Annotated in this window: 20 protein-coding genes; 1 reads left to right on the top strand and 19 read right to left on the bottom strand. The window is 32.6% G+C overall.

Annotation, left to right across the window (positions count from 1 at the left end; all coding sequences use genetic code 11):
- Window positions 1-20: 20 nt before the first annotated feature.
- From VF726_RS23500 to fabZ, 9 genes are all read right to left on the bottom strand, one after another.
- Window positions 21-1,355: an MFS transporter gene (locus VF726_RS23500; protein WP_440172601.1), complete on the bottom strand. Its 1,335-nt coding sequence runs from the start codon at window positions 1,353-1,355 to the stop codon at window positions 21-23.
- A 19-nt stretch (window positions 1,356-1,374) separates the two neighbouring features.
- Entirely contained in the window at window positions 1,375-2,409 is a 1,035-nt protein-coding gene (locus tag VF726_RS23495; protein ID WP_440172599.1) for an ABC transporter substrate-binding protein, read from the bottom strand.
- Between the two features lie 149 nt (window positions 2,410-2,558).
- Window positions 2,559-3,338, bottom strand: a complete 780-nt coding sequence (locus VF726_RS23490) for a DUF3919 family protein (protein WP_440172597.1) — start codon at window positions 3,336-3,338, stop codon at window positions 2,559-2,561.
- Window positions 3,339-3,404: 66 nt separating this feature from the next.
- Window positions 3,405-4,835: a HAMP domain-containing sensor histidine kinase gene (locus VF726_RS23485; RefSeq protein ID WP_440172595.1), complete on the bottom strand. Its 1,431-nt coding sequence runs from the start codon at window positions 4,833-4,835 to the stop codon at window positions 3,405-3,407.
- An 11-nt stretch (window positions 4,836-4,846) separates the two neighbouring features.
- A complete protein-coding gene (locus VF726_RS23480) occupies window positions 4,847-5,518 on the bottom strand; it encodes a response regulator transcription factor (protein ID WP_151631996.1) in 672 nt (223 codons plus the stop codon).
- Window positions 5,519-5,639: 121 nt separating this feature from the next.
- A complete protein-coding gene (gene galE, locus VF726_RS23475) occupies window positions 5,640-6,632 on the bottom strand; it encodes a UDP-glucose 4-epimerase GalE (protein ID WP_097844711.1) in 993 nt (330 codons plus the stop codon).
- Window positions 6,633-6,823: 191 nt separating this feature from the next.
- Entirely contained in the window at window positions 6,824-7,735 is a 912-nt protein-coding gene (gene tagU, locus VF726_RS23470; protein WP_440172592.1) for a polyisoprenyl-teichoic acid--peptidoglycan teichoic acid transferase TagU, read from the bottom strand.
- A gap of 395 nt (window positions 7,736-8,130) precedes the next feature.
- Window positions 8,131-8,328 carry a hypothetical protein gene (locus VF726_RS23465; RefSeq protein ID WP_000982278.1) on the bottom strand — a complete coding sequence of 66 codons (198 nt, stop codon included), beginning with the start codon at window positions 8,326-8,328 and terminating at the stop codon, window positions 8,131-8,133.
- Between the two features lie 385 nt (window positions 8,329-8,713).
- Complete coding sequence (fabZ, locus tag VF726_RS23460; protein WP_000884321.1) at window positions 8,714-9,148, bottom strand: 3-hydroxyacyl-ACP dehydratase FabZ; 435 nt, start codon at window positions 9,146-9,148, stop codon at window positions 8,714-8,716.
- 503 nt (window positions 9,149-9,651) lie between these two features.
- On the opposite strand from fabZ, the gene VF726_RS23455 reads away from it, so the two are divergent.
- A complete protein-coding gene (locus tag VF726_RS23455; RefSeq protein ID WP_097840467.1) occupies window positions 9,652-10,095 on the top strand; it encodes a CoxG family protein in 444 nt (147 codons plus the stop codon).
- A 58-nt stretch (window positions 10,096-10,153) separates the two neighbouring features.
- Here the strand turns inward: VF726_RS23455 and galU are convergent, their stop codons facing one another.
- The 10 genes from galU to VF726_RS23405 form a co-directional block, all read right to left on the bottom strand.
- Window positions 10,154-11,035, bottom strand: coding sequence for a UTP--glucose-1-phosphate uridylyltransferase GalU (galU, locus tag VF726_RS23450; protein ID WP_253621686.1), 882 nt, complete (start codon window positions 11,033-11,035; stop codon window positions 10,154-10,156).
- A gap of 197 nt (window positions 11,036-11,232) precedes the next feature.
- Window positions 11,233-12,867 (bottom strand): teichoic acids export ABC transporter ATP-binding subunit TagH, encoded by a 1,635-nt coding sequence (gene tagH / locus VF726_RS23445; protein ID WP_440172589.1) that lies wholly within the window; start codon window positions 12,865-12,867, stop codon window positions 11,233-11,235.
- A 15-nt stretch (window positions 12,868-12,882) separates the two neighbouring features.
- Window positions 12,883-13,689, bottom strand: coding sequence for an ABC transporter permease (locus VF726_RS23440; RefSeq protein ID WP_440172587.1), 807 nt, complete (start codon window positions 13,687-13,689; stop codon window positions 12,883-12,885).
- Complete coding sequence (locus VF726_RS23435; RefSeq protein WP_440172585.1) at window positions 13,686-14,969, bottom strand: nucleotide sugar dehydrogenase; 1,284 nt, start codon at window positions 14,967-14,969, stop codon at window positions 13,686-13,688. Before VF726_RS23435 ends, VF726_RS23440 begins: the two co-directional genes overlap by 4 nt.
- Window positions 14,970-15,016: 47 nt before the next feature.
- Entirely contained in the window at window positions 15,017-16,669 is a 1,653-nt protein-coding gene (locus VF726_RS23430) for a DUF6270 domain-containing protein (protein WP_440172583.1), read from the bottom strand.
- A gap of 70 nt (window positions 16,670-16,739) precedes the next feature.
- Window positions 16,740-18,905, bottom strand: coding sequence for a CDP-glycerol glycerophosphotransferase family protein (locus VF726_RS23425; protein ID WP_440172581.1), 2,166 nt, complete (start codon window positions 18,903-18,905; stop codon window positions 16,740-16,742).
- Window positions 18,868-20,055 (bottom strand): glycosyltransferase family 2 protein, encoded by a 1,188-nt coding sequence (locus VF726_RS23420; protein ID WP_440172579.1) that lies wholly within the window; start codon window positions 20,053-20,055, stop codon window positions 18,868-18,870. Before VF726_RS23420 ends, VF726_RS23425 begins: the two co-directional genes overlap by 38 nt.
- A gap of 4 nt (window positions 20,056-20,059) precedes the next feature.
- The gene (locus VF726_RS23415; protein ID WP_440172577.1) at window positions 20,060-22,783 is read right to left on the bottom strand and encodes a bifunctional glycosyltransferase/CDP-glycerol:glycerophosphate glycerophosphotransferase; all 2,724 of its coding nucleotides are present in this window, start codon (window positions 22,781-22,783) and stop codon (window positions 20,060-20,062) included.
- A 65-nt stretch (window positions 22,784-22,848) separates the two neighbouring features.
- Window positions 22,849-24,147 (bottom strand): glycosyltransferase, encoded by a 1,299-nt coding sequence (locus VF726_RS23410; RefSeq protein ID WP_440172575.1) that lies wholly within the window; start codon window positions 24,145-24,147, stop codon window positions 22,849-22,851.
- Window positions 24,098-25,357, bottom strand: coding sequence for a glycosyltransferase family 4 protein (locus VF726_RS23405; RefSeq protein WP_440172573.1), 1,260 nt, complete (start codon window positions 25,355-25,357; stop codon window positions 24,098-24,100). Before VF726_RS23405 ends, VF726_RS23410 begins: the two co-directional genes overlap by 50 nt.
- Between the last annotated feature and the right edge of the window lie 240 nt (window positions 25,358-25,597).

Raw genomic sequence — 25,597 nt, 5'->3', positions numbered from 1 at the left:
ATAGCTTTTCGAACAAAATATTATGCTGCGTTAGGAGCTTTTCTCTCATGTCCACGCTGAACAATAAACAAGAAGATTGTTGATAAAATAGCACCTGTTAATAGTAAGATAAAGCAACCATCCCAGCCAGAACGATCAACAATAACACCGATTGCTGCGTTTGCTACAAGACTTCCGCCTACATAACCGAACAGACCACACATACCAACTGTCGTACCTACTGCAAATTTCGGTACTAATTCCATCGCACTTAAACCGATCAAGAACTGTGGTACATAAATTAAACAACCGATAATAGAAACTGCAATACTTACAACAAGTATGCTAGTTGCTTGCCAATATACAAACGTACCAATAACAACTCCGACCATACTAATGATACATAATGGCATACGTTTTCCTTTAAATAATTTATCACTCAAAAGACCAACGATTAATGAACTTGGAATTGCCATACCTTCAAAGATTGCGTACGCTGCGTGTGCTTCATTCTTTGAGAAACCTTTAACTGTCGTTAAATAAAGTGGAACCCAGTTAATAACACCGAAACGAATTAAATAAACAAATGCATTTGCAATACATAAGAACCAAACAAATTTATTTTTCACTACATACTTCATTAAAATTTCTTTTGGTGACATCTTGTTAGCATGATCTGCTTTTTCAAGATTTTCATAGTCATTACGATACTCATCAATTGGAGGAAGACCTTCTGATTCTGGTGTATCCTTCGCATTAATCCAAACAAGAACTGCAATTACCATTGCGATAATCGCAGGGAAAATAAACACGCCACCTTGCCAATGATTTTCACCAAAAATACCTACACCAATTCCAACAAGTGGTGGCACAAGCATTCCGCCAACGTTATGTGAAATATTCCAAAGACCTGTTTTCGTACCACGTTCTTTCTTCGAGAACCATTTCGTCATAACGATACTACAAGGTGGTGCTCCCATACCTTGTACAATACCATTTAGAACAAGTAATGTAACAATCATTCCAAATGACGATGCAAAACCGAAACAAATATTTACAAGCCCTGATAAGAATAAACCGACTGCGATAAAGCGCTGGGCGAAAGCTTTATCTGATAAATTCCCCATAAAAAACTTACTAAATCCATAAACAATTGCCATGATTGAACCTAGTAGACCAATTTGAGCTGTACTAAATCCAAATTCTTCTACTAAATACGTACTTGATAACGTAAAATTACTACGAACTAAATAATAAGCAGCATATCCAACTGAAATTCCCATCAATACACGAATACGTAATAATTTGTATACTCGATCAATCATATCTGCTGGCAATCTTTCAATTGCAGGTGCTGGCTTAAGCCATTTAAACATATTCTTTCGTCTCCTTTTCTCACTTCTGAGAGAGACGCTGTCTATTCCATATCTCGATTATTCCGCTATTTGATATATTTTGGTTTGTTCTTCTAACCGGCTGTCCTTCTATTTCTTGCTCATTCTTCGCAAACATCGTTGGTACGCCAAACGAAACCTTTTCTAAAATGTGCCCCGCTTCTTCTGATAAACAATAATCAATAAATAAATCCGCAATAATACCATTCGGTGCACGTTTTAGTTTCGAAATCGCATTAACAGATAACCCTGTTTGCTCAGGTACAATACTTACAATTGGAAAGCCTTGTTTTTGAAGCATTCTCTGATCTCCCATGAAATTGATGCCTATCATATACTCACCGCTCGCAACTAGTTCCACTGGTATGTAACCATTCACCGTTACTTCACCAATTTGTCCTGCGAGACTCTTCACATATTCCTTCGCTTCCTCTTCACCTACAGTATCAATAAGTGATTGAAAAAACGTATATGCTGTTCCGGATACATTTGGATCTGGCATCACAATCTTTCCCTTATACAATGGATTTAATAAATCTTGCCACCTTGATGGATAAGGAAGTCCGAGCGGCGCTATTTCTTCATTCCACCGCTCTTTATTAATTGCAATTGCCAATTTCTCCACTTCATAACCGTACCAATAACCGTCTTTATCTTTCACAGTTTTTGAAATACGGTTCGCATGCTGACTCGCAACAGGAATAGATAGATTTTTTTGCTTCATCATTTGATGCGCGTCTACCGTACCGCCAATAATAATATCCGCTTTCGGATTTCCAGCTTCCTCTTCTACCCTCCGAAGAAGCTCCTCTGTCGAAAGACGAATAAATTCATACGTACAGCCGCGTGGTTTACAAAATGATGAAAGCAACGCTTCCCCAACTTCCTCGCGAGCTGCTACGTACGCAACAAGATGACGATCATCCAAAATAGGGAGACCATTTTTATTATATTTAATAGAGGTTGTATCTCGAGAGCAACTAGACATCGCTCCTCCAATTACTAGCAAAAAGAAGAAAAAGGCTATCTTTCTCATGACACATTCTCCTTTACAAATAAAGTGAAACTTTAATCAGCGGGGGATCTTCATCCTCCACTGATTATTAGTTGAACCAATCGGACTTTTATGGGCAGTTGATCCCCCACCTAAATTCTTTGCTTCCGCTGACTTTTGAGGTGGGGGTCTTACTGCCCATTAAAGTGGGGTAAATTTGCGAGGGAGCTTTTCATATACATGACATTCCCGTTATTATCACCGAGATATTGCACAACAAAGTACGATGGATACACAGAAATAGTAAGAATGTCTTCTCGCTCATTCTTTATACGCTTCCCTGTTTTATAAGCGGTAATATAAGCAATTGGTTCATTCTGTGATTGTAATAATTTCTGTATTTCTCCGTAATCTGTAATTTGCTTTGCGTACCGAATCGAATCGAGTATGCGCGTAACATTCATCGCACGTTCTACATCACCTTGACGCACTATGACATCCTGTGCTGACGCAAAAAAATCACTAATACGTTCTGGTGTGTAATACAGGCTTAACAAATACGTTTGGAATGCTGAAATCATTGGATCCGTACCATTCTTTCCGTACATATCAGCCCCGTACTGGAACAAGTCACCTACTGCAAAAGTACGTTTCTGTCCATTCAAGTACGTTACTTCTCCAGTAAATACTTGTTCTTGATTCTTAGCTTCTCTCGGTTCTATTTGAATTCGGTCAAAGAATGAAACAATCGTATGCAAACGAACTTCATCTGTTATAACAATTTCTCCCCACTTTTCATGCCTAACCTTCATTTCAGTAGGCAGGGATTCATTCACTCTTTGTAAAACAGTTTGTTTGTCATTCACTATTGTGATTTGATTATATATTTGCTTCTCCATCACATAAAACAAAATAAGAGAAACAATTATACAAAGAACAAACATAAGAATTTGAAATGATAGCCTTTTCATTTCTGCCTACCTCCAAGATAAAAAAACGTTGTTTCGAAAATACCGCATAATTGTTTCATAAATGTATCATTTAACCGCTTTCAAGTTTTTTATGTCTTCCATCCGTCTCGGAAGCAAAAATGTAATAAATATCGTAGTTCCTATTTCTTCACTACTCTCAATACGCATACTTCCGCCCTGCTTATTCATAATCTCCTGACAAATATATAAACCGTAACCATTCCCGTAACTAGAAGGCAATACCTTCCCTTCTGGCGATTCATTCCACTCTGCAAGCACACCTTCATCTATACCAATGCCATCATCATGAACAAAAACCTTCGCCTCACATTCATTTACAATTACATTCATACGAATTTGCGTCGCATCACTATATTTTATCGCATTATCAAGCACGTTTAAGAAGATCTGTTTCGTCTTATCGAAATCCGCAACAACATGTACATCTGTTAACTCATTTATCACTTCAATCTCAAATTTCTGCAGACGAGGTTTCACAATTGAAACTGCCTCTTCTGCTAATTCCTTTATATTCACAACTGTAGGTGACACTTCAAACGTACTCGTCCCGTACTTTGAAGACTGAAGCAATTCCTCTACAAGTGATAATAAACGCTCACTCTCTACAGCTACATAACGCAGGCTCTCCTGTACATCTTCCTTCGCCTTTAACTTCGGAATTAAATCCACATAGCCAATAATCGCCGTTAGCGGTGTTTTCAGCTCATGCGTAATACGGTCTAAAAAATCCTTTTGCTTCTCTTTCTCCTCTTTCAATTGCTTAATATGCAGCTCAATCCCATCGGCCATCGCATTAAAAGATGCTGAAAGCTGAGCAATTTCTACATATTCATTTAGCTCAATCTTACTTTTATAATCACCATTCGCAAGCCGATGCGCCATTTGTCTTAACTGATCGATTGGCTTATGGAGAGACTTCGCCAAACGAATTGCAAAGAAAATACCCGCAGCTACTAAACAAAGAGACGTCATTAAAAACGTCCAACCGACATTTGTTAAAACTTCCTTCTCACCCGTTAACTCATTTATAAAACGAACACTACCAATGACATCGTTTCCATAATACACTGGGCTTGAAAACAAAAGAATTGGAGCTGGGTCTCCCTCTTCAAAAACATAAGATTTCTTCCCCTTCAAAGAGCTCTCAATATCAATATTCCGGTGAAGAAGTGCTCCCTTTTGCGTATCCGCAACAACATCTCCATTCTTCCCAATCATCTGTACACGGACATCCATACGCTTCGCTAAATACGAAGCAATTAAAAGAGAATTCGGACCGAGCGTCTCGACCTCTGCTTCCTTCTCTAAATAATTCATCGTATAAATTTGTGCTTCTACACTTAACTTCTCTAAAGAATTTGCCGCGTTATGATACATATTCTTTTCTAACGTAATATAAACAACCGCGTACAACAGAACAAAAATCGGGATTAACAGTCCAACTATTCCAAACACCATATTTCTTTTTAAAGACATACCATCACCACTTAACAATCCAGTTTATAGCCAACGCCATAAATTGTCTTAATATATTCCCCGCTATTCCCTAACTTCTTCCGCAGTCTTTGCACCATAATATCAACCGCTCTCGTATTTCCGATATACTCAAATCCCCATACCTTCTCAAGTAACTCATCTCTCATAAATACACGCTGCGGATTTGAAACAAACAACTGACATAAATTAAACTCTCTGTACGTTAACTGAATTTCTTGTCCACTCACATGCACTTTTCTTTCCTTAGGACAGATAGTTATCTCTCCCGCGCCGATTACTTCATGACTTACCGTTACCTCTGTCTTCTTCACACGCCGCGTCATATTCTTGACCCGAAGAATAAGCTCCGCATAATTAAACGGCTTCGTCACATAATCATCTGCACCAAGCTGCAACCCAAGCAATTTATCATTCATTTGACTCTTCGCAGTTAACATGAGTACTGGAATATCCCTATTCTTCTCGCGGAACAAACGAAGCAACTCATACCCATCTGTATCTGGAAGCATAACATCCAAAATCAATACATCCGGCCCTTCATTCCATCTCTCTAAAGCTTCTCTCCCGTCAGCCGCAGTGAGCACTTCATACCCTTCCATCTCAAGCTGCATTCGAATCAAATTACGAATACTCGATTCATCATCAACTACAAGTATTTTCATTATTCTCCTCCTTCCATCCTGTATTATAGTACAGTTTAGTATAGCAAAAATCCTATAAAAAAAGAGAGGGTATTGTCGAACGTATGTTGAACGACAATACCCTTTCTTTCACTTATTATATTTATTTAGCATACCCATTAGGTTGCTTCTGATGCCAATTCCAAGCATGCTCAATGATTGTCTTCACATTTACATACTGAGGATCCCATCCTAGCTTCTCTTTTGCTTTCTGAGAAGAAGCAACTAAACGTGCTGGATCTCCCGCACGGCGCGGTGCTACCTCAGCAGGAATTTCATGATTTGTAACTTCACGAACTGCATCAACGATTTCTTTAACACTGAAACCATTACCATTTCCTAAGTTATAGAAATCACTCTCTCCGCCGTTCTGTAGGTCTTTAAGCCCTAAGAAGTGAGCCGCTACTAAATCTTCAACATGAATATAATCACGGATACAAGTACCATCTGGTGTATTATAGTCATCACCGAACATCATAATCTTCTCACGTTGACCTAGCGCCACTTGCAACACAAGAGGAATTAAATGCGTCTCTGGACGATGATCTTCCCCAATAATACCATTTGGCGTTGCACCAGCCACGTTAAAGTATCTGAAAATCTTATAACGTAAATTAGAAGCTTGGCTATACCAATGAAGCATCTTCTCGATTGCTAACTTCGTTTCTCCATATGTATTCGTTGGATTTGTCATCGTTTCCTCAGTAATAAGATCTACATCTACCTCACCATATGTTGCCGCAGTAGAAGAGAAAATAAACTTATCTACCTTAAACTCATCCATTACCTCTAACAAGCAAAGTGCACCATACACATTGTTATTATAATATTGAAGAGGTTTCTCCATACTAACTCCAACTAAAGAATCAGCTGCGAAATGCATAACAGCCTCAATATTTTCTTGTGTAAAAACATCTCTTAAAAATGCTTTATCACGAAGGTCTCCATTATAAAACTTCGCGCCTTCCGTAATTGCATCTTCATGACCAGTTTGTAAATTATCTACTACTACTACAGATAAACCTTCATCTACTAATTTTTTCACAGCGTGAGAACCGATATAACCAGCTCCACCGCAGATTAGAATTGAATTCATTGTCTTCCTCCTACATATATTAGGATTTCTTACTCACTTACTTATTATAAAAGGTATACGATTGCTCGTATACCTTTTGTGTACCTTTATTACTTAGCAACGAAATAATCCGTTACATATTGTGCCCAAACTTCGTGGCCTTTAGCGCTTGGGAAGCCGAATTCAATCTAAAGAATTTGGGTCATTATTTATTACTTAGTCACTTCAAGATGTGCTCTTAATTTATTTGTTAAATCTTGTTTTGCTGCATCTGGAACATAGTAATACCAAATGCCATCGGCAGCCTTGTGACCGTCACCTGAGATTTGGATATCCTCACTATTTTTCAAGCAATCTTTATAGTTCTTTTGCATATCAAACATTTGATCTTGCGTTAAGTTTGTCTTCACATTCTTTTGAATTGCTGTTAATACATCCCCATAACCTGTTAAAGAAGAGAAGCTTGCACCTTTTTTGATAACACCTTGCATCACTTGACGTTGGCGCATCTGACGCCCAAAGTCACCACGTGGATCTTGTTTACGCATACGTGTGAATGCTAGAGCCTGATCACCTGTTAAATGAATATTTCCTTTCGCAAAATGGTGTCCATCCTGCGTAAATTCTAAATCATTAGTTACATCTACTCCACCAACTGCATCGACGATATCTTTAAAGCCTTCCATGTTCACTTCAATATAATAATTAATAGGAACATTCAAGAAGTTTTCTACGGTCGCTACAGACATATCTACTCCGCCGAATGCATAAGCATGATTGATTTTATCGCTTTTACCTTTTCCAACAATTTCTGTATAAGTATCACGAGGAATACTTACTGTTTTCATAGAGTTATTTTTAGGATTTAATGTAATCACCATTAAAGAGTCTGAACGCCCTTTATCATCACCGCGCTCATCTGCCCCTAGTAATAAAATTGACACTGGTTCACTCTTACTAACTTTTTCTCCAACTTTATTGTTGTTTTGATCACGTTTTAAAGGTTGATGAACTTCCTTTAATGTATTAGATACAGAAGAATACACATTATAAGCATAAACTCCCCCGCCTATGATTAGTACCCCAAGAATACCGAGTACCCAAAATAAAATTTTCTTTTTCATACCTTTACCCTCTTTATCAAAATTTAAAAATAATATATCTATTTTTATACTCCCCACTATATTACATTATTCTCGATTAAAAATAAAAGATAAATTAAAAAGAGCAATTAGTATTTGCCATCAAAACAATAAAAACTCCATCAATTAAATGATGAAGTTTTTATTTGCTTCTATATTCATATGAATGTAACTTCTTTATAAAATTTTGCCGTAAGGCATATTATCATATAAAATAATAAGATTCAATCTTCTTACTTCTAATTATTTTGCAGTTCGGCCATACTCTCCCATTAATATAGATTTCTTCTATAATTATAGAAATCCCTTGTTCCATGCATACCAAACACAAGTGATTTAATATTCAGATAACAAATCCTATACATCGTACTTTTTCACTACTTTTCTCTGATATACCAAATATCTTTTGAAATATCTTTGCAACTAACAGCTACATAGTCATCGCTCCAAACAAAATTACCTGATTTAAAAATTGCAATCATCCTTGGGTTATTTTGATATAAAAACATATCGCCATCTTTAAACTTTCCATTCTCATAATCATGTAAAACCTCGTATAGCTTCACATTCATCATCTCTTTTTCTCTATTTTAATAAAATCATTTTATATTCCTTTTACTAAAAAGTTGTATTTTTCTTATGAAATCACTGCGAACTTTTGTAATCTTTTTAAAATCCTGTCCTTATACACTTAACAATTTAATTTATAAATTCCTACATTTGCTTTATTCTTTCATCACACTATAAATACCTGCAAATTTATATAAATTCCCTTCTTATTATTCCAATTTCCCCCTAACTTCTTTAATAAAAACTCTTACTAATATTCTAAAGTGTTACTACTACTAAACTTCTTTGCTAAACAAATCAAATATTACTACACAAATAAAATAGGTGGACACAAGGCTGCAAACTCAGCCCGGTATCCACCTATCTGTATAAAAAAACATTTTACGTTTACTATTCTTTTTTCTCTCCAAGAGCGAACGTTATTTCTGTCTCACAAGCAATTTCACCATCTACAGTAGCAACGGCTTTTCCTTTTCCAATTGACCCACGTACACGCGTCATTTCAACTTCTAAACGAAGCTGATCACCTGGACGGACTTGTCGTTTAAAGCGGCAATTATCGATGCCTGCGAAGAATGCTAAGCGACCACGATTCTCTTCTTTCTTCAACATAGCAACAGCACCAACTTGTGCTAAAGCCTCTACAATTAAAACACCTGGCATTACAGGATAATCTGGAAAATGTCCATTAAAAAATTCTTCATTAGCTGTAACATTCTTTATTCCAATAGCACGCTTTCCTTCTTCTACTTCTAAAACTTTATCCACTAGTAAAAATGGATAGCGATGAGGAATTATTTCTTTAATTTGTTGAATATCTAGCATACACTTCTCTCCTTAAACAAGATTGGTCATACCACCAGAAGTTATACTATCATTATCCCATTTTAAATCTCATTTGTCATTATAAAAAAGGATTTCAAGATTTCTCTTCTAAATAAAAAAATGTATACACTCTTTTCAATATGTATTATCACTGACACGGAGGTTGAAAAGAGTGTATACCCAAGTTAGGGAAAGGCAAATTATATCAAATATATTAAGCCTTAATGTCGTATTCAAGATTCATTATATATGACAAAAATAAGAAATTAAAACCTAATTTTCGACCTTTTTCGCATTAATTCCCTAATATTGCTCATGATTTCTCTATTTTCCTTACATTCTCTTAAATGTGATATTTAGAAATATGAATTTTAATAAAAAATTATTAAAATAAAAGCAAAAAACGCTTGTAATAGAATTTACATACTTATATTATAATAAAATGAATATAGGATTTTGACCTAATTATTCAAATACCTTTATTTTTAGAAAGGGATCAAAAAATGGCAAAAGGTATACATACTATAGAGTTAAATACTTCACCAGATCAAATTTGGAAATTTATTAGTGATATAAACAATTGGGCTCCACTAGTCGCAGGCTATGTTAAACATAAAATTATTGATGACAAACATTCAACTTGGCGTTTGCACGGTGATTTAGGATTTATTAAACGCGACGTTATTCTCAATGTTGAAATTATTGAATGGCAAACGCCTGATAAAATTAGCTTTACGATGAATTCTCCAACAAAAAAATTAGTTGGTAGCGGCTTTTTTCTTGCTGAATCAACCTCTCCTTCTACTACAAAAGTAACAAGTAAGTTAGAATTGCGAACAACTGGTAAGGGAGCCTTTGTTTTTAACAGCGCAATAAAACCATTTGTCCCTAAAATGACAAAGCAACTTTCTAAAAAAGTGGCAGATAAATTAATGAAACAGTTATAAAAAACCATCTCAGAAATTTATTTTACAATAAATTTCCGGGATGGTTTTTTTATGAAAGCTAATTATTAACCATTTCTTTTTTTAATAATTTCTCCATATAGCTTAATAATTCATTCTTTAACTCATCATGCTGTAATGCCATTTCAATTGTTGTTTGAATGAATCCAAGCTTCTCTCCAACGTCGTATCGCTTTCCTTCAAAATCATAAGCAAATACTCTTTGTATCTCATTTAAGCGCTGAATAGCATCCGTCAATTGAATCTCGCCACCTGCTCCTGTTTGCTGATTCTCTAAGAACGTAAAAATCTCAGGTGTTAATACATAGCGCCCCATAATTGCTAAGTTAGATGGTGCTGTTCCTTGATCTGGTTTCTCTACAAACTTACTAACCTGATAACTACGACCTTTTTGTAATAGTGGATCAATAATACCATAGCGATGTGTCTCCGTTTCCGGAACAGTTTGAACACCAATTACCGATGATTGTGTTGCCTCATATTGATCCATTAATTGGCGTAAACATGGTGTCTCAGCTTGTACAATATCATCACCAAGTAAAACAGCGAATGGCTCATTACCAATAAACTTACGAGCACACCATACAGCATGACCTAAGCCTTTCGGTTCTTTTTGACGAATATAGTGGATATTAATTTTAGAAGACTCTTGCACCTTCTTAAGGATTTCATGCTTACCCTTTTCTAGTAAGTTCTGTTCCAGCTCAAAAGAATGATCAAAGTGATCTTCGATAGCACGCTTTCCTTTTCCAGTTACAATAATAATATCCTCAATTCCAGATTGAATCGCTTCTTCTACAATGTATTGAATTGTTGGTTTATCAACAATTGGTAACATTTCCTTTGGCATTGCTTTAGTTGCTGGTAGAAAACGAGTTCCTAATCCAGCTGCTGGTATAATAGCTTTTTTTACTGTTTTCATTCCTACTCCATCCTTACTTAATTACTTTTAGTTTTAATCAAATTTTTGCAAGTTACAAACTACCTTTTACCTATTCACTTTTAAAAGTCTCAATATATATTCAGTTTTAAGTTTCATAATTTTTATCAACTGCTTAATTGTTTAAAATAAGGTTTATCTTTGTAAAAAAGATAAACCTCCAACAAAGCCTACTATTATTACTTTTTCACTATCGATATTGATTGTACTTCTTTATGCGTTTCATCGGAACGTGCGGAAATATAATAACTTTTAGTTTCATAGAAATAATTTTTTTCATTATCATTGTTCATCATTTCGGTACCTAATACTTCATGTAATTTTGCAAATGACATTGAAATATCTTGAAACACAACTTCAACAACCTTATCTTGTGAAATAATAAATTGAATATTTCCATCTTTAACAACTTTTTTCCCAACTTGATTCGGCAATGTAATCAAAGGGCTAGGGTATTCTACTTTTAGTTCATCAATTGCTTTCCCTAAATATCCTGAAGCGGTTGCAACATTCGCACCGTATACACGCTTCAATAAATCGGTTAAATTTGTTAATTTTATATCTTCAGCTATTTCAGTTCCTAATTTAAATGGTTTCATATACTTTGTATTGATCCATCCACTTTCACCATTTAATAGCTTAACTTCTAGCCATTCTTCATTTTTTTCTACGCTCTTATCCTTATTATCTACACTAAAAATCTCACCAAAATTTGCGATACCTATTTTATCACTATTTATCTTCGCTTCTTTACGGATACTAATCCCATTACTCATTACAACATACTTCTGTATCTTTTCTGTTTCGCTTATCTTATTTTCAGATACAGTCTTACTTGAAACAATTTTTTCTGCATTAGTTTCTGCCTTATTAGAAGCTAACAATATATCCTTATAATAAAATCCTGCAGTAATTCCTGCTACTATCATTGTTAAAACAATAGCAGGTATAACAAATTTTTTTCTCTTTACTTTGACTTTACGGTAAGGCTTTCTTTTAATACTTTTAGAATTTGCCTGTAATAATCCGTGTTGACAATTCGATAACTCTTCTTCTTTTTGTTTTTCTCGTTCTTCTACTGTCATTTGATTATATCTCTTTAAAAATCCTTCGTAATGCCCAACTACTTCATGTACATCCCCATACTCTTTAAATTGACCATAATGTAGCCAAAGCGCTTTTGTACAGAAGTTTTTCACTTGAGAAAGTGAATGACTAATAAAAAAGATAGTTTTCCCTTGTTCCTTAAATTCATTCATTTTATCTAAACATTTTTTAGTAAACGTTTGATCTCCAACAGATAAAGCCTCATCAATTACCAAAATATCGGGATTAATATGAACTGAAATCGCAAATCCAATTCTAGACTTCATCCCACTTGAATAAGTCTTCACTGGTTGATACATAAATTTCCCTATATCAGCAAAATCAATAACTTTTGGTGTAATTTCTTTAATTTGTTCTTTCGTAAGCCCCATCATTAAGGCTTTTAGCTCAATGTTTTCAATTCCAGTTAATTGGTTATTTAACCCAGAAGAAATTGCAATCAAAGATGCAGAACCATTAATTGTAACCTTTCCCTTATTTGGAATAGTAACGCCGGCAATTAAATTTGATAGTGTACTCTTCCCTGAACCATTTAAGCCAACAATTCCAACTATTTCTCCTTCTGGTACTTCAAAACTAACATTATTTAAAGCATAATGATAATCACCATTATCATTTCTAAAGAATAAATCCTTTAGTTTATCTGAAGATTTACTATACATTTTATATTTTTTTGTAACATGTTCAAACTTCACTTTATAACTCATTGGATTATTCACCTTTTATAAGTAATCAACAAACTGTTTGCGGAATCTAATGTGTAAAGTAGATCCAATTATAAACAATGTAATAGCAATTGCCCAAAAATATAGTGTATACAACGACCATATAAAACTAACATCACCATGTAATAGCGAGGAACGGTAACCTTCAACTATATAATAAAATGGATTTATTTTCATTAGAAATACAAATATCCATTCCATATTTTCACTCGGCTTCCATAAAACTGGTGTTAAATAAAACAACATACGAGTAATAGACTGTATAAACAAATGAATATCTCTCAAAATAGTCGATAATGTTGATGTAATAAATGCTAAGGAAACTAAAAAGAAGAATGCCGAAAGCAAGCAGTATATAACTCCTATTATTCCAAGAAAACTTAATCCCTTTGTCACTGCAACAATCAATGATAGAACAGCCAATAAGATAACATGTGTGTACAATTGAGCTATTATTATATATGTTGGAATAACACTAAGTGGGAAGTTCATTTTCGAAACAGTATTCAATTTCGCATATATAGAATTAGAACCTTGTAAAATAGAACTATTTATAAAGAACCAAGGAATAATTCCACATATCATCCATACAAAGAATGGTACGCCTTCTACGGGCTTCCCTCCACGAATACCTAAACCAAATACTAACCAATATACAAAAATTTGTGTTAAAGGATTTAGAAAAACCCAAACAATCCCCAGAGCACTCCCAGCATGTGCTTGTTTTAATTCATACACAGAAAGCCTTGTCATTAAATATATATTTTCTAATTGCTCTTGAACAATATTCCTTATTGCTTTCATAAGATACTCACAGTTTCCTGTACTATTTTATATAAATTACCAAAATTAATAATCTTCATATTGCTACTTTCACCTTCTCTTACACAATTACGTGTATCAAAAAGAACTGGATTTCTCATTATACTTGATAAATTATCATAATCTAACTCTTTAAACTCATTGTGATCGGTCAGAATAAGAAGTAAGTCCGCATCTTTTACCGCTTCCTCTGCGGTTACGGTTTGAAAGAATTTGTAATCAATATGAGGATCATGAATTGCAACACTAAAGCCTTCTTTTCTTAATAAATCAATGACTTCCAACGCTGGGCTCTCTCTGATATCATCCACATTTCCCTTATAGGCTACACCAAAAACGGCTACTTTTGAATTTTTATTTTCTTTTAAAATTCCTTTAATACTGTCCACTACATAAGACGGCATAGAAACATTTGTACGCCGTGATAACTGAATTATATTCGATAGTTCCGGTTGCTTTGCTACAATAAAATAAGGATCGACAGCTAAACAATGACCGCCTACCCCAGGACCTGGTTGATGCAAGTTTACACGCGGGTGCTTATTTGCCATCTTAATTACATCCAATACATTAATTTCTAACGAATTACAAACCTTTGTTAATTCATTTGAAAGGGCGATGTTTACATCTCGAAATGTATTTTCCATTAACTTAGACATTTCAGCTGTTTTTGCATCCGTTTTAATAATTTCCCCTTGCACAAATGTATTATATATTTGCGCCCCCATTTCTGCGCACTGTGGTGTAACTCCACCTATAATTCGATTATTATAAACCAATTCTCTCAAAATACTCCCTGGAAGAACACGCTCTGGGCAATGAACCAAATACACATCTTCCCCAACTATGAAACTTGTACTTTCTACTAATGGTTTCACAAAATCATCCATACTACGTGGGGAAATTGTAGATTCAACGATAATTGCATTACCTTTTTTCACATGTGGAAGTACCTGCTCTATTGCTTCTAAAACATGAGATAAATCACAGGATTTATATTGATCTTCATTATTTGGCGTTGGAACAGAAATAATAAAAGCATCTGCAACTTCGGGCTCGAGTGATGCTCGAAATAACCCTTCATTAACTACCTCTTTTACAACTTCTGCTAATCCAGGCTCTTCAATGTGAATTTCCCCTCGGTTTACCTTATCTATCACTTCTGTTCTTACATCTACTCCAACTACTTCAACACCATGCTTTGCAAACATGGCGGAGGTAGGAAGTCCAATATAACCTAAACCTACTACGCAAATCTTCATAAATTGGGTCCTCTCTAAACTTTTCATTAACCTCAAAATATACTATATTATTTTATTACGTCAAAAATTTCTCTATAAACTTCCTTACCTGTAGAAAGATAGTTCGCCAACACCAGTTTATGCAAACTCTTCAAAAAATCACCATAATAATTCATTTCATAATGAACACCAAATACCCCCCAAGGATGTTGTTCATACGAAAAATATTTCTTTTCATTTAAATCAATAAATTGCACATTAAATTTTTCTAATATATATCTATCTAATGTATCCCAATATTTATTTAATTCTTTTACATCTATACTAGGATTCATCTTATTCAATTGATTATTTTTATCATAATAAATATCGGTAAATCTAGCTTTATGTAAGATTATCTTACAATTAGGTAATTCTTCTCTTAAGGTTTCAAATAAATCATTTATAGCATTTTTCCATAACAATAAATAATCTTCTGGTTGCGTCATAATATTGAGATACGTTGGTTTCTTTATTTCTTTAAAGAATTGTGTTGTCCCTAATTTCCAATAATTATTTGTAACATAAGTATCTGCCAACCTTATACATCCAAAAAACACATCTCCAAAAAGGTCCATTATAAGATAATCTGGTTGCTTTTCTTTTAATTGAATCAAAAATGATTTTTCAAAATCTGATCTGACATCATTAGCGTCCCATTGATTTAACTCAGTAATCTTATTTGATGGAAGTTGCACTGGTTTTCCCATTAAACTAATAATTGAAGTTTGATTTTGTAGTAAAACACATTCATAGTAGCGTTTATAATCATAATTAAATTTACTATTAAAATTATCTCTTGTTACACATGAACCTAAGACTGCTACTTTAATTAATTTTGATTCTTCTTTTTTTGAAAATACACTATTTATAGCCAACGGCTTCTCATCACTTGCTTTTGTATAAATACTCAAATACCCTTTATTATTTGCATATGGCTTAACGAAATTAATATTATTAACTTGAGTATACTTATACTTAGCAAAAGGAAAATCTATATGAACTTCTGCATACGAATTATATTGTTCAATTCCAACAAAAATATCTATAATGGTTTCATTTATTAAAGTAAACTGGGTAAAAATCTCTTTAATACTACCAGTGAAACTGCATAAGCCTTCTTTGGCATAAACCTTATACTTTAATACTTCATCGTATCCCTGATCATTTCTTTTTTTGAATACTAACCAATATTCCTTATCTATGATTGAATCATCATGAAACATAGGAAATAAAATTCCCAATCCAGAATCTTCCATTTTAAACTTTGATAATTTAATACTCTTTTGTAATTGATGACCAATAAACGAAAGGGTATTATTTCTTCTTACCTCTAAATACAAAATATCCATAATGGATATTCTATCTTTCTTTTTTTCAAATTCTGATACATCCATTTGAATAGGATAATATCTTCCATTTGATTTGATATAAATATCTATTATACACCCATGTTGAAATAAAAAGTTACATTGTAACATAGCCTTAAGGTCTATATTACAATGTAGTTTCTGCTCTTTTATAACCATTTTTTGAGTGTATTCATGTATATCTGATATATTATTCACATTATGAACAAATACCCCTACTTCAATATTGTTCTCTCTATTAATCATTCCATCTTGAATTACTTCGATAGAGAAGATTGTATTATCAACCTTTATATTATTTAACTTATACATAAATTACCCCAAGAAACTCTTTCTTTAATTATCTGATAAATCCCTTTTACAATTACATCCATCTGCATCTCTACATGTGAGAAGTCTTTTCTTTAATTACTTTATATATTCTCTCAGCATTCTTAGTATCTTTATATTTAAAAATCCTTTTAGAATTCGCTAAATATCTCTTACTAATTTTTAAATTATCATCCATAACTTTATTTATTTGCTTAATTAACGCTTGCTCTTTAGACACAATATAACCTAAGTCACTATATCTAATTTCTTCGCAAGGAGCATGATGATTATTATGCGGATCAAACTGATACATTATAACTGGCTTTTCCATATATAAGAAGTCTGATGACACTGATGAATAATCAGTGATCAATAGTGCACTTTCTTTTAATAATTCCGATACAGTCGCATTACTTTTCACAAGAAATTCTATTTTAGGATGCTTTACTACAAATTCATCCATAAATTTTTGCATTTGACTATGTATATAAAATTTAACTTCTATGTTTTTCTTTTCTATTAAATTTAGAAAGTCTTTGTTCTCAATTAAACTTTTATACACTTTATAATAATCGGACTGTAAAAACTGTGCTTTATTTACATTTAATAAGTGTCTACGCCATGTGGGCATAATGAGAATTTGTTTTTTCGTTTTTCTCTCGTGAAGATTATCAAACCTAGCTAAACCAGTTACAGCCACATCCTTGTCAGGATACCCTAATGTCTTCATAATAATCCGCTTTTCATACTCTGAACTTGAAATAATTAAATCTTGTTTATATCTCTCCTTACTTAAATACGGAGCAATATTATGAATGATTACACCATGTTGCAAACAAATATGATTTTTTTTAGAAACTATATTTCCAAACCATTTAATAAATTGTTGTTTCGGCCTAGGATATGAACATTCTTCAAATACCCAAGCACTTATATATGTACTTGCAGCCAGCATATAAACCTTATGCTTAAAAGAAGAATGATATATAACATTACCATATTGCTCAACTTTATCTAAATGAGGTGAATCTTCATTAATTACATAATATATTTTTTCTGATGGATAGTTTTCGCGACAATACTTGAAGAAGAAGAATCCATTATCTTCAGCCTGATCCTCACGCTCCCCAACTAACCAAATCTCTTTTCCTGCAAAGCGTATCTTTACAAATAAACTCAATAAAAGAATAAGTACTTTATACAATGAATTTTTAATATATCCAAATATCCCTTGAATTCCTCGGATAGGTTTTGTAATTTTCCAAGATAAAGATTCTTCTAAGAGATATGGATTTTTTTCAAAATATGTTTCATACTTTTGTGATTGATTATACCAGTACCTCTTACTCCTAAATATCACCATGTATTTCATTGCTTCATCATATAAACCTAAAGTTATAAGATTTAAAAATCCCTTATATCCTTCATTCCCCTTATAAATACGTTCATCTGAGATAGATAAGAGATCCTTCAACACATTCAATAATGTCTCTTGATGACCTTTTTCTACTTCATTTAAAAAGGTGTTTTTATCCACTAGATTTAATATTTGTTTAAAAAGTATAATTTTTAAATCTTGATTAAACCCTTCTCCATAATCACTTATCAAGGAATCAAAAATATACTGAATGTCTTTTATTGAATTTATTATATACTCTTCATTAAATGGTGTTTTGTTTTTATATTTTATATCAGTTGCAAAATCATAATTTAGGTCTGACAGATATAACTTAACATCCAAATATTTAATGTTTGATTCGTTTAATTGAGAGATAAAATTAAATTCCTTCGTTAACAGAACTTCTTTCCTTATTATTTTTAATGCTGTAATTGTAGCAAAATTACTCTGCATTATATTTTTTTTATTTATAATTTTTTTCTCATTTTTTTCTTCTAAACAAGCAGATATAAAATCTAAATCTTTCTTTTGTGCTGCATTATATAAACGTTCGTATACATTTGGTCTAAACTTTGTATAAAAATCAAAGAAAGTAATATACTCCCCTCTTAATCCTTCTACATCAATCTTTCCTTCTTTTAATACTATATTCAGCTTACAGCTTTCTTTTAATTTTTCTAAAAATCTAACCATTTCTAAAGAAACATTTTCATAATTATAAAAAATAAGCAATTCAAACTCATTAGCATCGATAGTCTGTTTTTGTAACAATTCAAAGGCCTGTTTAATTACACCTTCATCATGAGCCCGTAATTGTATTACTACGCTTAGTTTCATTCAAAAATCTCCCTTTGATAATATCTTTTAATTTAAAATTCCTATTTCTAAGAAATTTAGTAATCCTCCAAGAAAAGCTATTACGGATAGCTGTTTGTTTCCTATATCTTTGTTGTAATTCGGTTCCTTGTTTTAACCACCATCTTCTTGAAATTAACATGCTATTATATGCCAATGCTTCATTTATATAATTTTTTTCAATTAGACTTAAGAAGGGTTCTTCCCAAACTAAATATTTCTTCACTATGTCAATATCATAACCATCTACTACTCTTTTCACTAAATTAATTAATCTCTTCTTCTCTTCAATTGATAGTTTATTAAAATCCGGATCACAAATTTTCCAAAGAATTGACCTTAACGCATTTACCTGAAAATAACTATATTCCTTATCATTTAATTTTGGTTTAATTGCATCTACAGACTGTACATCATTCTCAACAGAAGAAAGAATATCTTGCTGCGTCAACGATAGATTACGATCATCATCACGTGCCCTATAGCTATAAACATTTTGGGGAATATAACTAAACTTTTTAGCTTGTGTAAATAACTGAACATCATAAAATTTATCTTCCCCATTTCTCATTCCCTCGATGAAAGAAATTTTATGTTGTCTAACAAATGCTGTCCTTACTAACTTTAAAGTAATAGCTGTTTTCACCTGTAAAAAGAATGGTGATACCTCGATGTTAGTATTCATATATGGTTTTTGTAAAAGATAGTGTTTAAAAGTTGAATGTTGGAATGTTGATCCATCACTATCATTAAAACTTTCCATTTTCCCCATAACAAAGTCTGATTTATACTCCTCGGCGATATTAAATAAAGTTTCATATGCATCCGCTGGTATATAATCATCTGGATCCATAAATATTAGATATTTTCCTTTCGCAATATCAATACCAATATTTCTTGGTTTACCAGGTGCGCCACAATTATTTTCCAAGTGTATAGCTTTAAAATTATTATAGTTCTCAGCATATTGATCTAAAAATTTTCCCGTATTATCTGTAGAACAATCATTCACCATAATAACTTCCAAATTCTCTACACCAATTGTTTGATTCACTAAAGAATTTAAACACTCCTCTATATACATCTCTACATTGTATATAGGCAAAATCACCGAAATTAGTGGCTTTTTCAACTCTCTACACTCCCTTTATATTTTCAAATAACATTTGACAATGTAACTCTTTTGGCTTAGTAACGTACTTATTTACTTGCTCCAAATTAAGACTTTGCAATGAACCTTCAAAATCTTTTAGTAAAAGGTGTATATCTTTTTCACTTTCTACTCTTTTTCCAAACAACTCTGTCCTATGATTAATCGGGCCTTCATTATAGTGTTTAGAATAAAATTCACCATAGTCAAACTGAAAAAAAATAACAGGCTTATTCATATAAGCAAAATCAAATGAAACTGTAGAATAATCTGTAATTAGTAAACGATGTCGCTTTAATAGACTTTGCACTGTTTCTTCGCCTTGTTTCATGACCTTGATTCGTTCATGAAATACAGGTGTTTCTGCACCTAATTTTTGAGTCTGATAATGTGGAAAGAAAGTCAATATCATGTCTTTCTCTTCTAACATCCGATGAAGCTCTTTACTTTTTAAAAATGACATATAGGTTTGCCAGTACTTAGATTTCATTAATTGGTCTTTCGTTTTAATCCAACTTCTCCAAGTTGGCATGAGTAAAATTTCATTTCCTTTACTTTCATCCTTTAAGGCATCCCAACGTGCAAGCCCCGTTACAATTACTTCTTCTTCGTCATATCCAAATTCCTTGACGATATGCTCCTTCTCAAACTGTGAGGACACAACAAATAGAGAATAGCCCATTCGATTTTTATTTAACACATGATTTACACGACTTACACCTATAACACCATGTTGAATAAAAACCTTCTTATTTTGCTGCCATTCGGGATAGTACTTTAAAATGTGCTTATAATCGTCCGTATACATATTGGCTGTTTCTGAATAACTATTAATTGTTTTATTACAAATTAATAAATAAAATGTATGTTTAAAACTTCCGTATTGGATTATATTCCCTAATCCCTCGATATTTTTATAATCATTACTTTCCTTATTAATAATATAAAAAGCTGGAATATCAGGGTGTTTCTTCCGAATATACGTAAATAAGTGATAGGAATTATCTTGTGCTGTATCTTCTCTTTCACCAATTAACCATATATTCTTTCTACGAAAATATGATCCAAACAATTTATAGAATATAATTGCAAGTAATGCTTTATAATTTTTTCTTTTAAATAATCCTAAATCATAGCGAAGTGATCGCTTAACTTCACTATATGTATTCATCATTCTCTTCATATAGTTAGACTTGTGAATTTGAATTGTAGCTTCACTATTTTTATATAGTATCTTAATATCCAATGAATTTTCATTTTGATACTTTGTATTATTGCGTAACTGCGCTAACAGAACCCTTAGCGGTTCTTCAATAACAGTTTTCCCTATGCTGAGGCGTATTGATATTTTCCATTCTCCCTCTTCTAACAAATCTCTTACATTGACTTCTATTGTTTTAAATCCCGCATCATTATAGTCAATGGTATTATTAGAAAATAAATATGATATATCAGTACGTAAGGAGTTTTTTAGTTGAATTGTTTTAGTGGCTCCATCTTTATAAAATACTAATTCTTTTTTTATTTTTTTAGTTGATACATTTTCAACAAATGCATATCCACTAATTGTAAGAATCTCTTTACGAAGTTTTATTCCTTCAATTTTATGAACTACAGTTAAATCATTAACTTGTAATAATTCTTTATATCGAGGGAAAAATCGATAATAAAAATAATAATATTTTCCATTATCATATACATGTTCTTTTGTAATTAATTCATTCTGAAAGATATTTAATAATTTCTCTAAACCTTTATAATCATTTTCTTTTATCATTTCAGTTATTAATTGGTCCCGCACATTAAAACCTTCTACATGCTTAAAGCTAATTAAGCTTGATAGAAACTCATTTCCTAGTTGAATGACTTCTAAGAGCTTTTCATTTGAAAAATCTTTTCCCTTTAAAACAATGGAATCCACAAAGAATTTCCACTGTCTTGCCTCTATAGTATGGATTAACGCAAGCCTTTTTCTCTCTCTATACATGGCCGTTAATTTCATTTGTAATATAACTAACTGATTAAAAAATGTAATCGTTGTATTTTTAGATAGGTTATTATTACCGTTATCTACTATTCTATAATAGAGCAAGGGTATCTCGCATACGATTACCCTTTCTGAAACCAACAAACATTGTTGGGTAAATAGCAAGTCTTCTCCTACCCAAAGATCTTCATCAAAATGAATCCCATTAAGGACGCACATTTCTCTTTTAAATATCTTATTGCTCGTGGATGGAGTGAAATGTAATTCTAAGTTTTCCGCAACGTTTCTAATTAGTGGGAATTTCTTATTAAATAATTTTTTCATATATGAAAGTGGCCAATTTTTATATTCATTAAAACAAATAATATTGGCAATAACCATATCTGCATTATTTCCGCTCGCAACCTCATACATTTTCTCGTATCCAGCTAAATGTACATAATCATCCGCATCTAAAAATGTAACATATTCCCCGTTTGCTTTTTGTAATCCGGCATTACGAGCAGCACTCACACCCGAATTCTGTTGTCTATAAACTTTCAAATTATTATGTTGTTTTTCATACTGCCCCAATACTGTCATACTATTATCTGTTGAGCCATCATCAACAACAATAATTTCAATCCCCTTTAATGTCTGTTCAACAACAGATTGTAAACACTGAGCTAAATATTGTTCTTTATTATAATTTGTAATTACTACACTTAGCTTTACTTTCTTCAAGAAACCCTCATTCCCATCTTTTAGTTCCTATGGTAACGTAGAAATCAAAAATCTTTTCTCCTATATCATTCCAAATCCTTATATATATTTATAAAGAGTTCTTTTTCATTTTCCCAATTATAATTATTACGGGCAATGAAGCTATTTTCTCTCATTTTTTCTCTTTCTTCTGGATGTTCTAGTATGTAGTTTACTCCTTCAGCAATGGAAGTAGGATTGTGAGAATCTATACAAACCCCAACATATTCATTTTCCACCACACGTTGTATCTCTGGAAAACTACAAGCAACAACTGGAACCCCGCTCATCATATATTCAAATAGTTTATTAGATGAAGCTGAATAATGATTAAAACAAACGTTATTTAAAACTTGAAAACCTAAATAAGCGTTCTTCGTATAGTGTAATAATTCATTTACAGGTACTTTCGGAATGAATTTCACTTTATTTTCCAAACCTAAATCCAATACCATCTTCTGTAACTCAGGTTTAATACGTCCATCGCCAATAAATACAAGTATGCCCTTTTTAAACATTGGAACTGCTTGTACTAGCTTTTCTAGGCCTCTGCCCACTTGAATTCCGCCCTGATACAATAAGATAGGCTCTTCCTGCGGAATCTCTAACACTTCATGCAAATTAATCGAATTACTGTCCTCTGGTTGTGTTACAAAAGGATAATTATGAATGACCTTAGGGTAGAAGCCATATAAATCTTCCCCATATTTTGCACGAGTATGATTTTCCATAATCATCACATCTGTATATTTTAGAAAGAATTTCTCCATAATTCCATAAATTTTACTATTGTATCCGGTACGGCTGGTCTGTACCTCATGTGAATCATAGATTAATTTCTTTTTTCTAAATACTTTCGCACAAAGCCATCCTTGTGGTAGTGTATTTAAATCATTGGAATGATAGAAATCATATTCCTTCTTCAAACCAACCTTAACCATTTGAATCAGTATGTAAGAGCGTACAATTAATGTCCGTAGCTTTCCCATAGAAAATAATGCACCAAATAACAATATCAAACATGTTATCATTGGGAATTTCCACAAACAAAGTGCTGCAATTACTCCAAATAAAAACATTGTAACTATATTTTTCGTTATCAACTGCTTTACTCTTTTTGCTGCACCCAATCCTTTTTGTAAAAGAGATAGTCGATTATTTACACGTGTTACTGTAAATCCTTCTTTTCGCATCTCCCACTTAGGTAAATCATTTTGTTTCCAATCATGAATACATATCAGGTCTACTTCATAATCCTCTTCAGCTAAAGCCGTACATTCCCTTAATACACGAGCATCATTTGTGAAGTGGTTCCATACGAACATACATACTTTCTTCTGTGGCATCATTTTCCTCCATTAAACTTGTTAATACTTTAATATTATTTTTCCATCTCAAATATTGGAAAGCAAATTCATGCCCATTGTTTCCCATTTTCCTACGTAATATCTCATTTTCAGCTAGTTTGATAATGTGTTCTCCTAATTCTTTAGCTGTTCGATCATTTGAAATCAAACCACATTGAGCTTCATTAATAACTTTTTCGGCATATCCAGACACATCACCAATAATAGGCTTTTTCATACACATATAATCAATAACCTTTCCCGGCAAAACGGTTTGAAATACTTTTTCATCTACTAAACTAACATATGCAATATGTGCCTTTGCAACTTCTCTTAAGGTTTTATTACGACTTTTCGCTTTAATAATTTCTATATTAGAAAGTTTTTTTTCTTTAATAACTTCAGCCACCTGATAACTTTTAAACCCATAGCCAATTATTTTAAATTTAATATTTTCCTTTTCTCGTAAATATTCAGCCACCTCAATCAACTTTAGTACATCTTGAGCTAACCCGATATTTCCTGTATAAATTACTTCAACTGTTTTAGCACTCGAATCAGTTATAACTTTTTTAGTTTCTATCATATGTAATTCTTCTTCTGTTAAAGAGTTTGGCATAAATGATACTTTTTCACGTCTAACCCCTTTTAACTCCAAGTATGGAATAAACCCTGCGCTATTTACAATAATTTGATCAGCCACACGATATAACATCTTTTCTAAAGCATATGCTATCGATAATACAAACCGATTTGCAAAAACTCCAACTCCCAACAATGATTCTGGCCATAAATCTCGGACATCTAATAATAATTCAGCTTTCAACTTTTTCTTAGCAAAAAAACCTGCTATACCAATAAAAATAGGCGGAGTTGAAACGAATACATAATCATACTTTTTATCCATACGAAATATAGCCATAATAAAAAGCATTGTGATTTCTAAATACAAAAATAATCTCCTTAGCATATTATTTGTGTATTTTTTTACTCTTGGTTTTACTCTTATAACATCTTCGCTATTTATCGATTCTTCATCCCAAAATTCCTGTTTCTTATATAAATTCTCATTTGGATATCTTGGATCAGTAGTCAAGATTGTAACATCGTATCCTCTTTCACTTAATTCCAAATAAATATTCTTTATTCTATTTGCTGCGCTTCCAATTTCCGGATAAAAATTTTGTGCTATTACTAACACCTTCTTCATTTCTCTATGTCCCTTCTTCCTCCCATATCAAATAATACCCCATTCTATTTCGCCTAATCACTGCCTATTTTTACTATTTTTTAACAAAGTTCGCTTTAAATTTACAAAGTTCGCTTTAAATTTACAAATACAAGGATATCACTAAATCTGACAAAATTGAACCTTTCTAATCAATAATTTAGCTTTTTATACCTAACATAAATAAAGATATATATATAAATAAATAGTATTTAAACCTCA

It is taken from the genome of Bacillus sp. Brlt_9 (genome assembly GCF_051948935.1).
In the GTDB taxonomy this organism is placed as follows: domain Bacteria; phylum Bacillota; class Bacilli; order Bacillales; family Bacillaceae_G; genus Bacillus_A.
The sequence above is the reverse complement of the archived record's forward strand: the minus strand, read 5'-3'. Positions and strand labels throughout refer to the sequence as shown.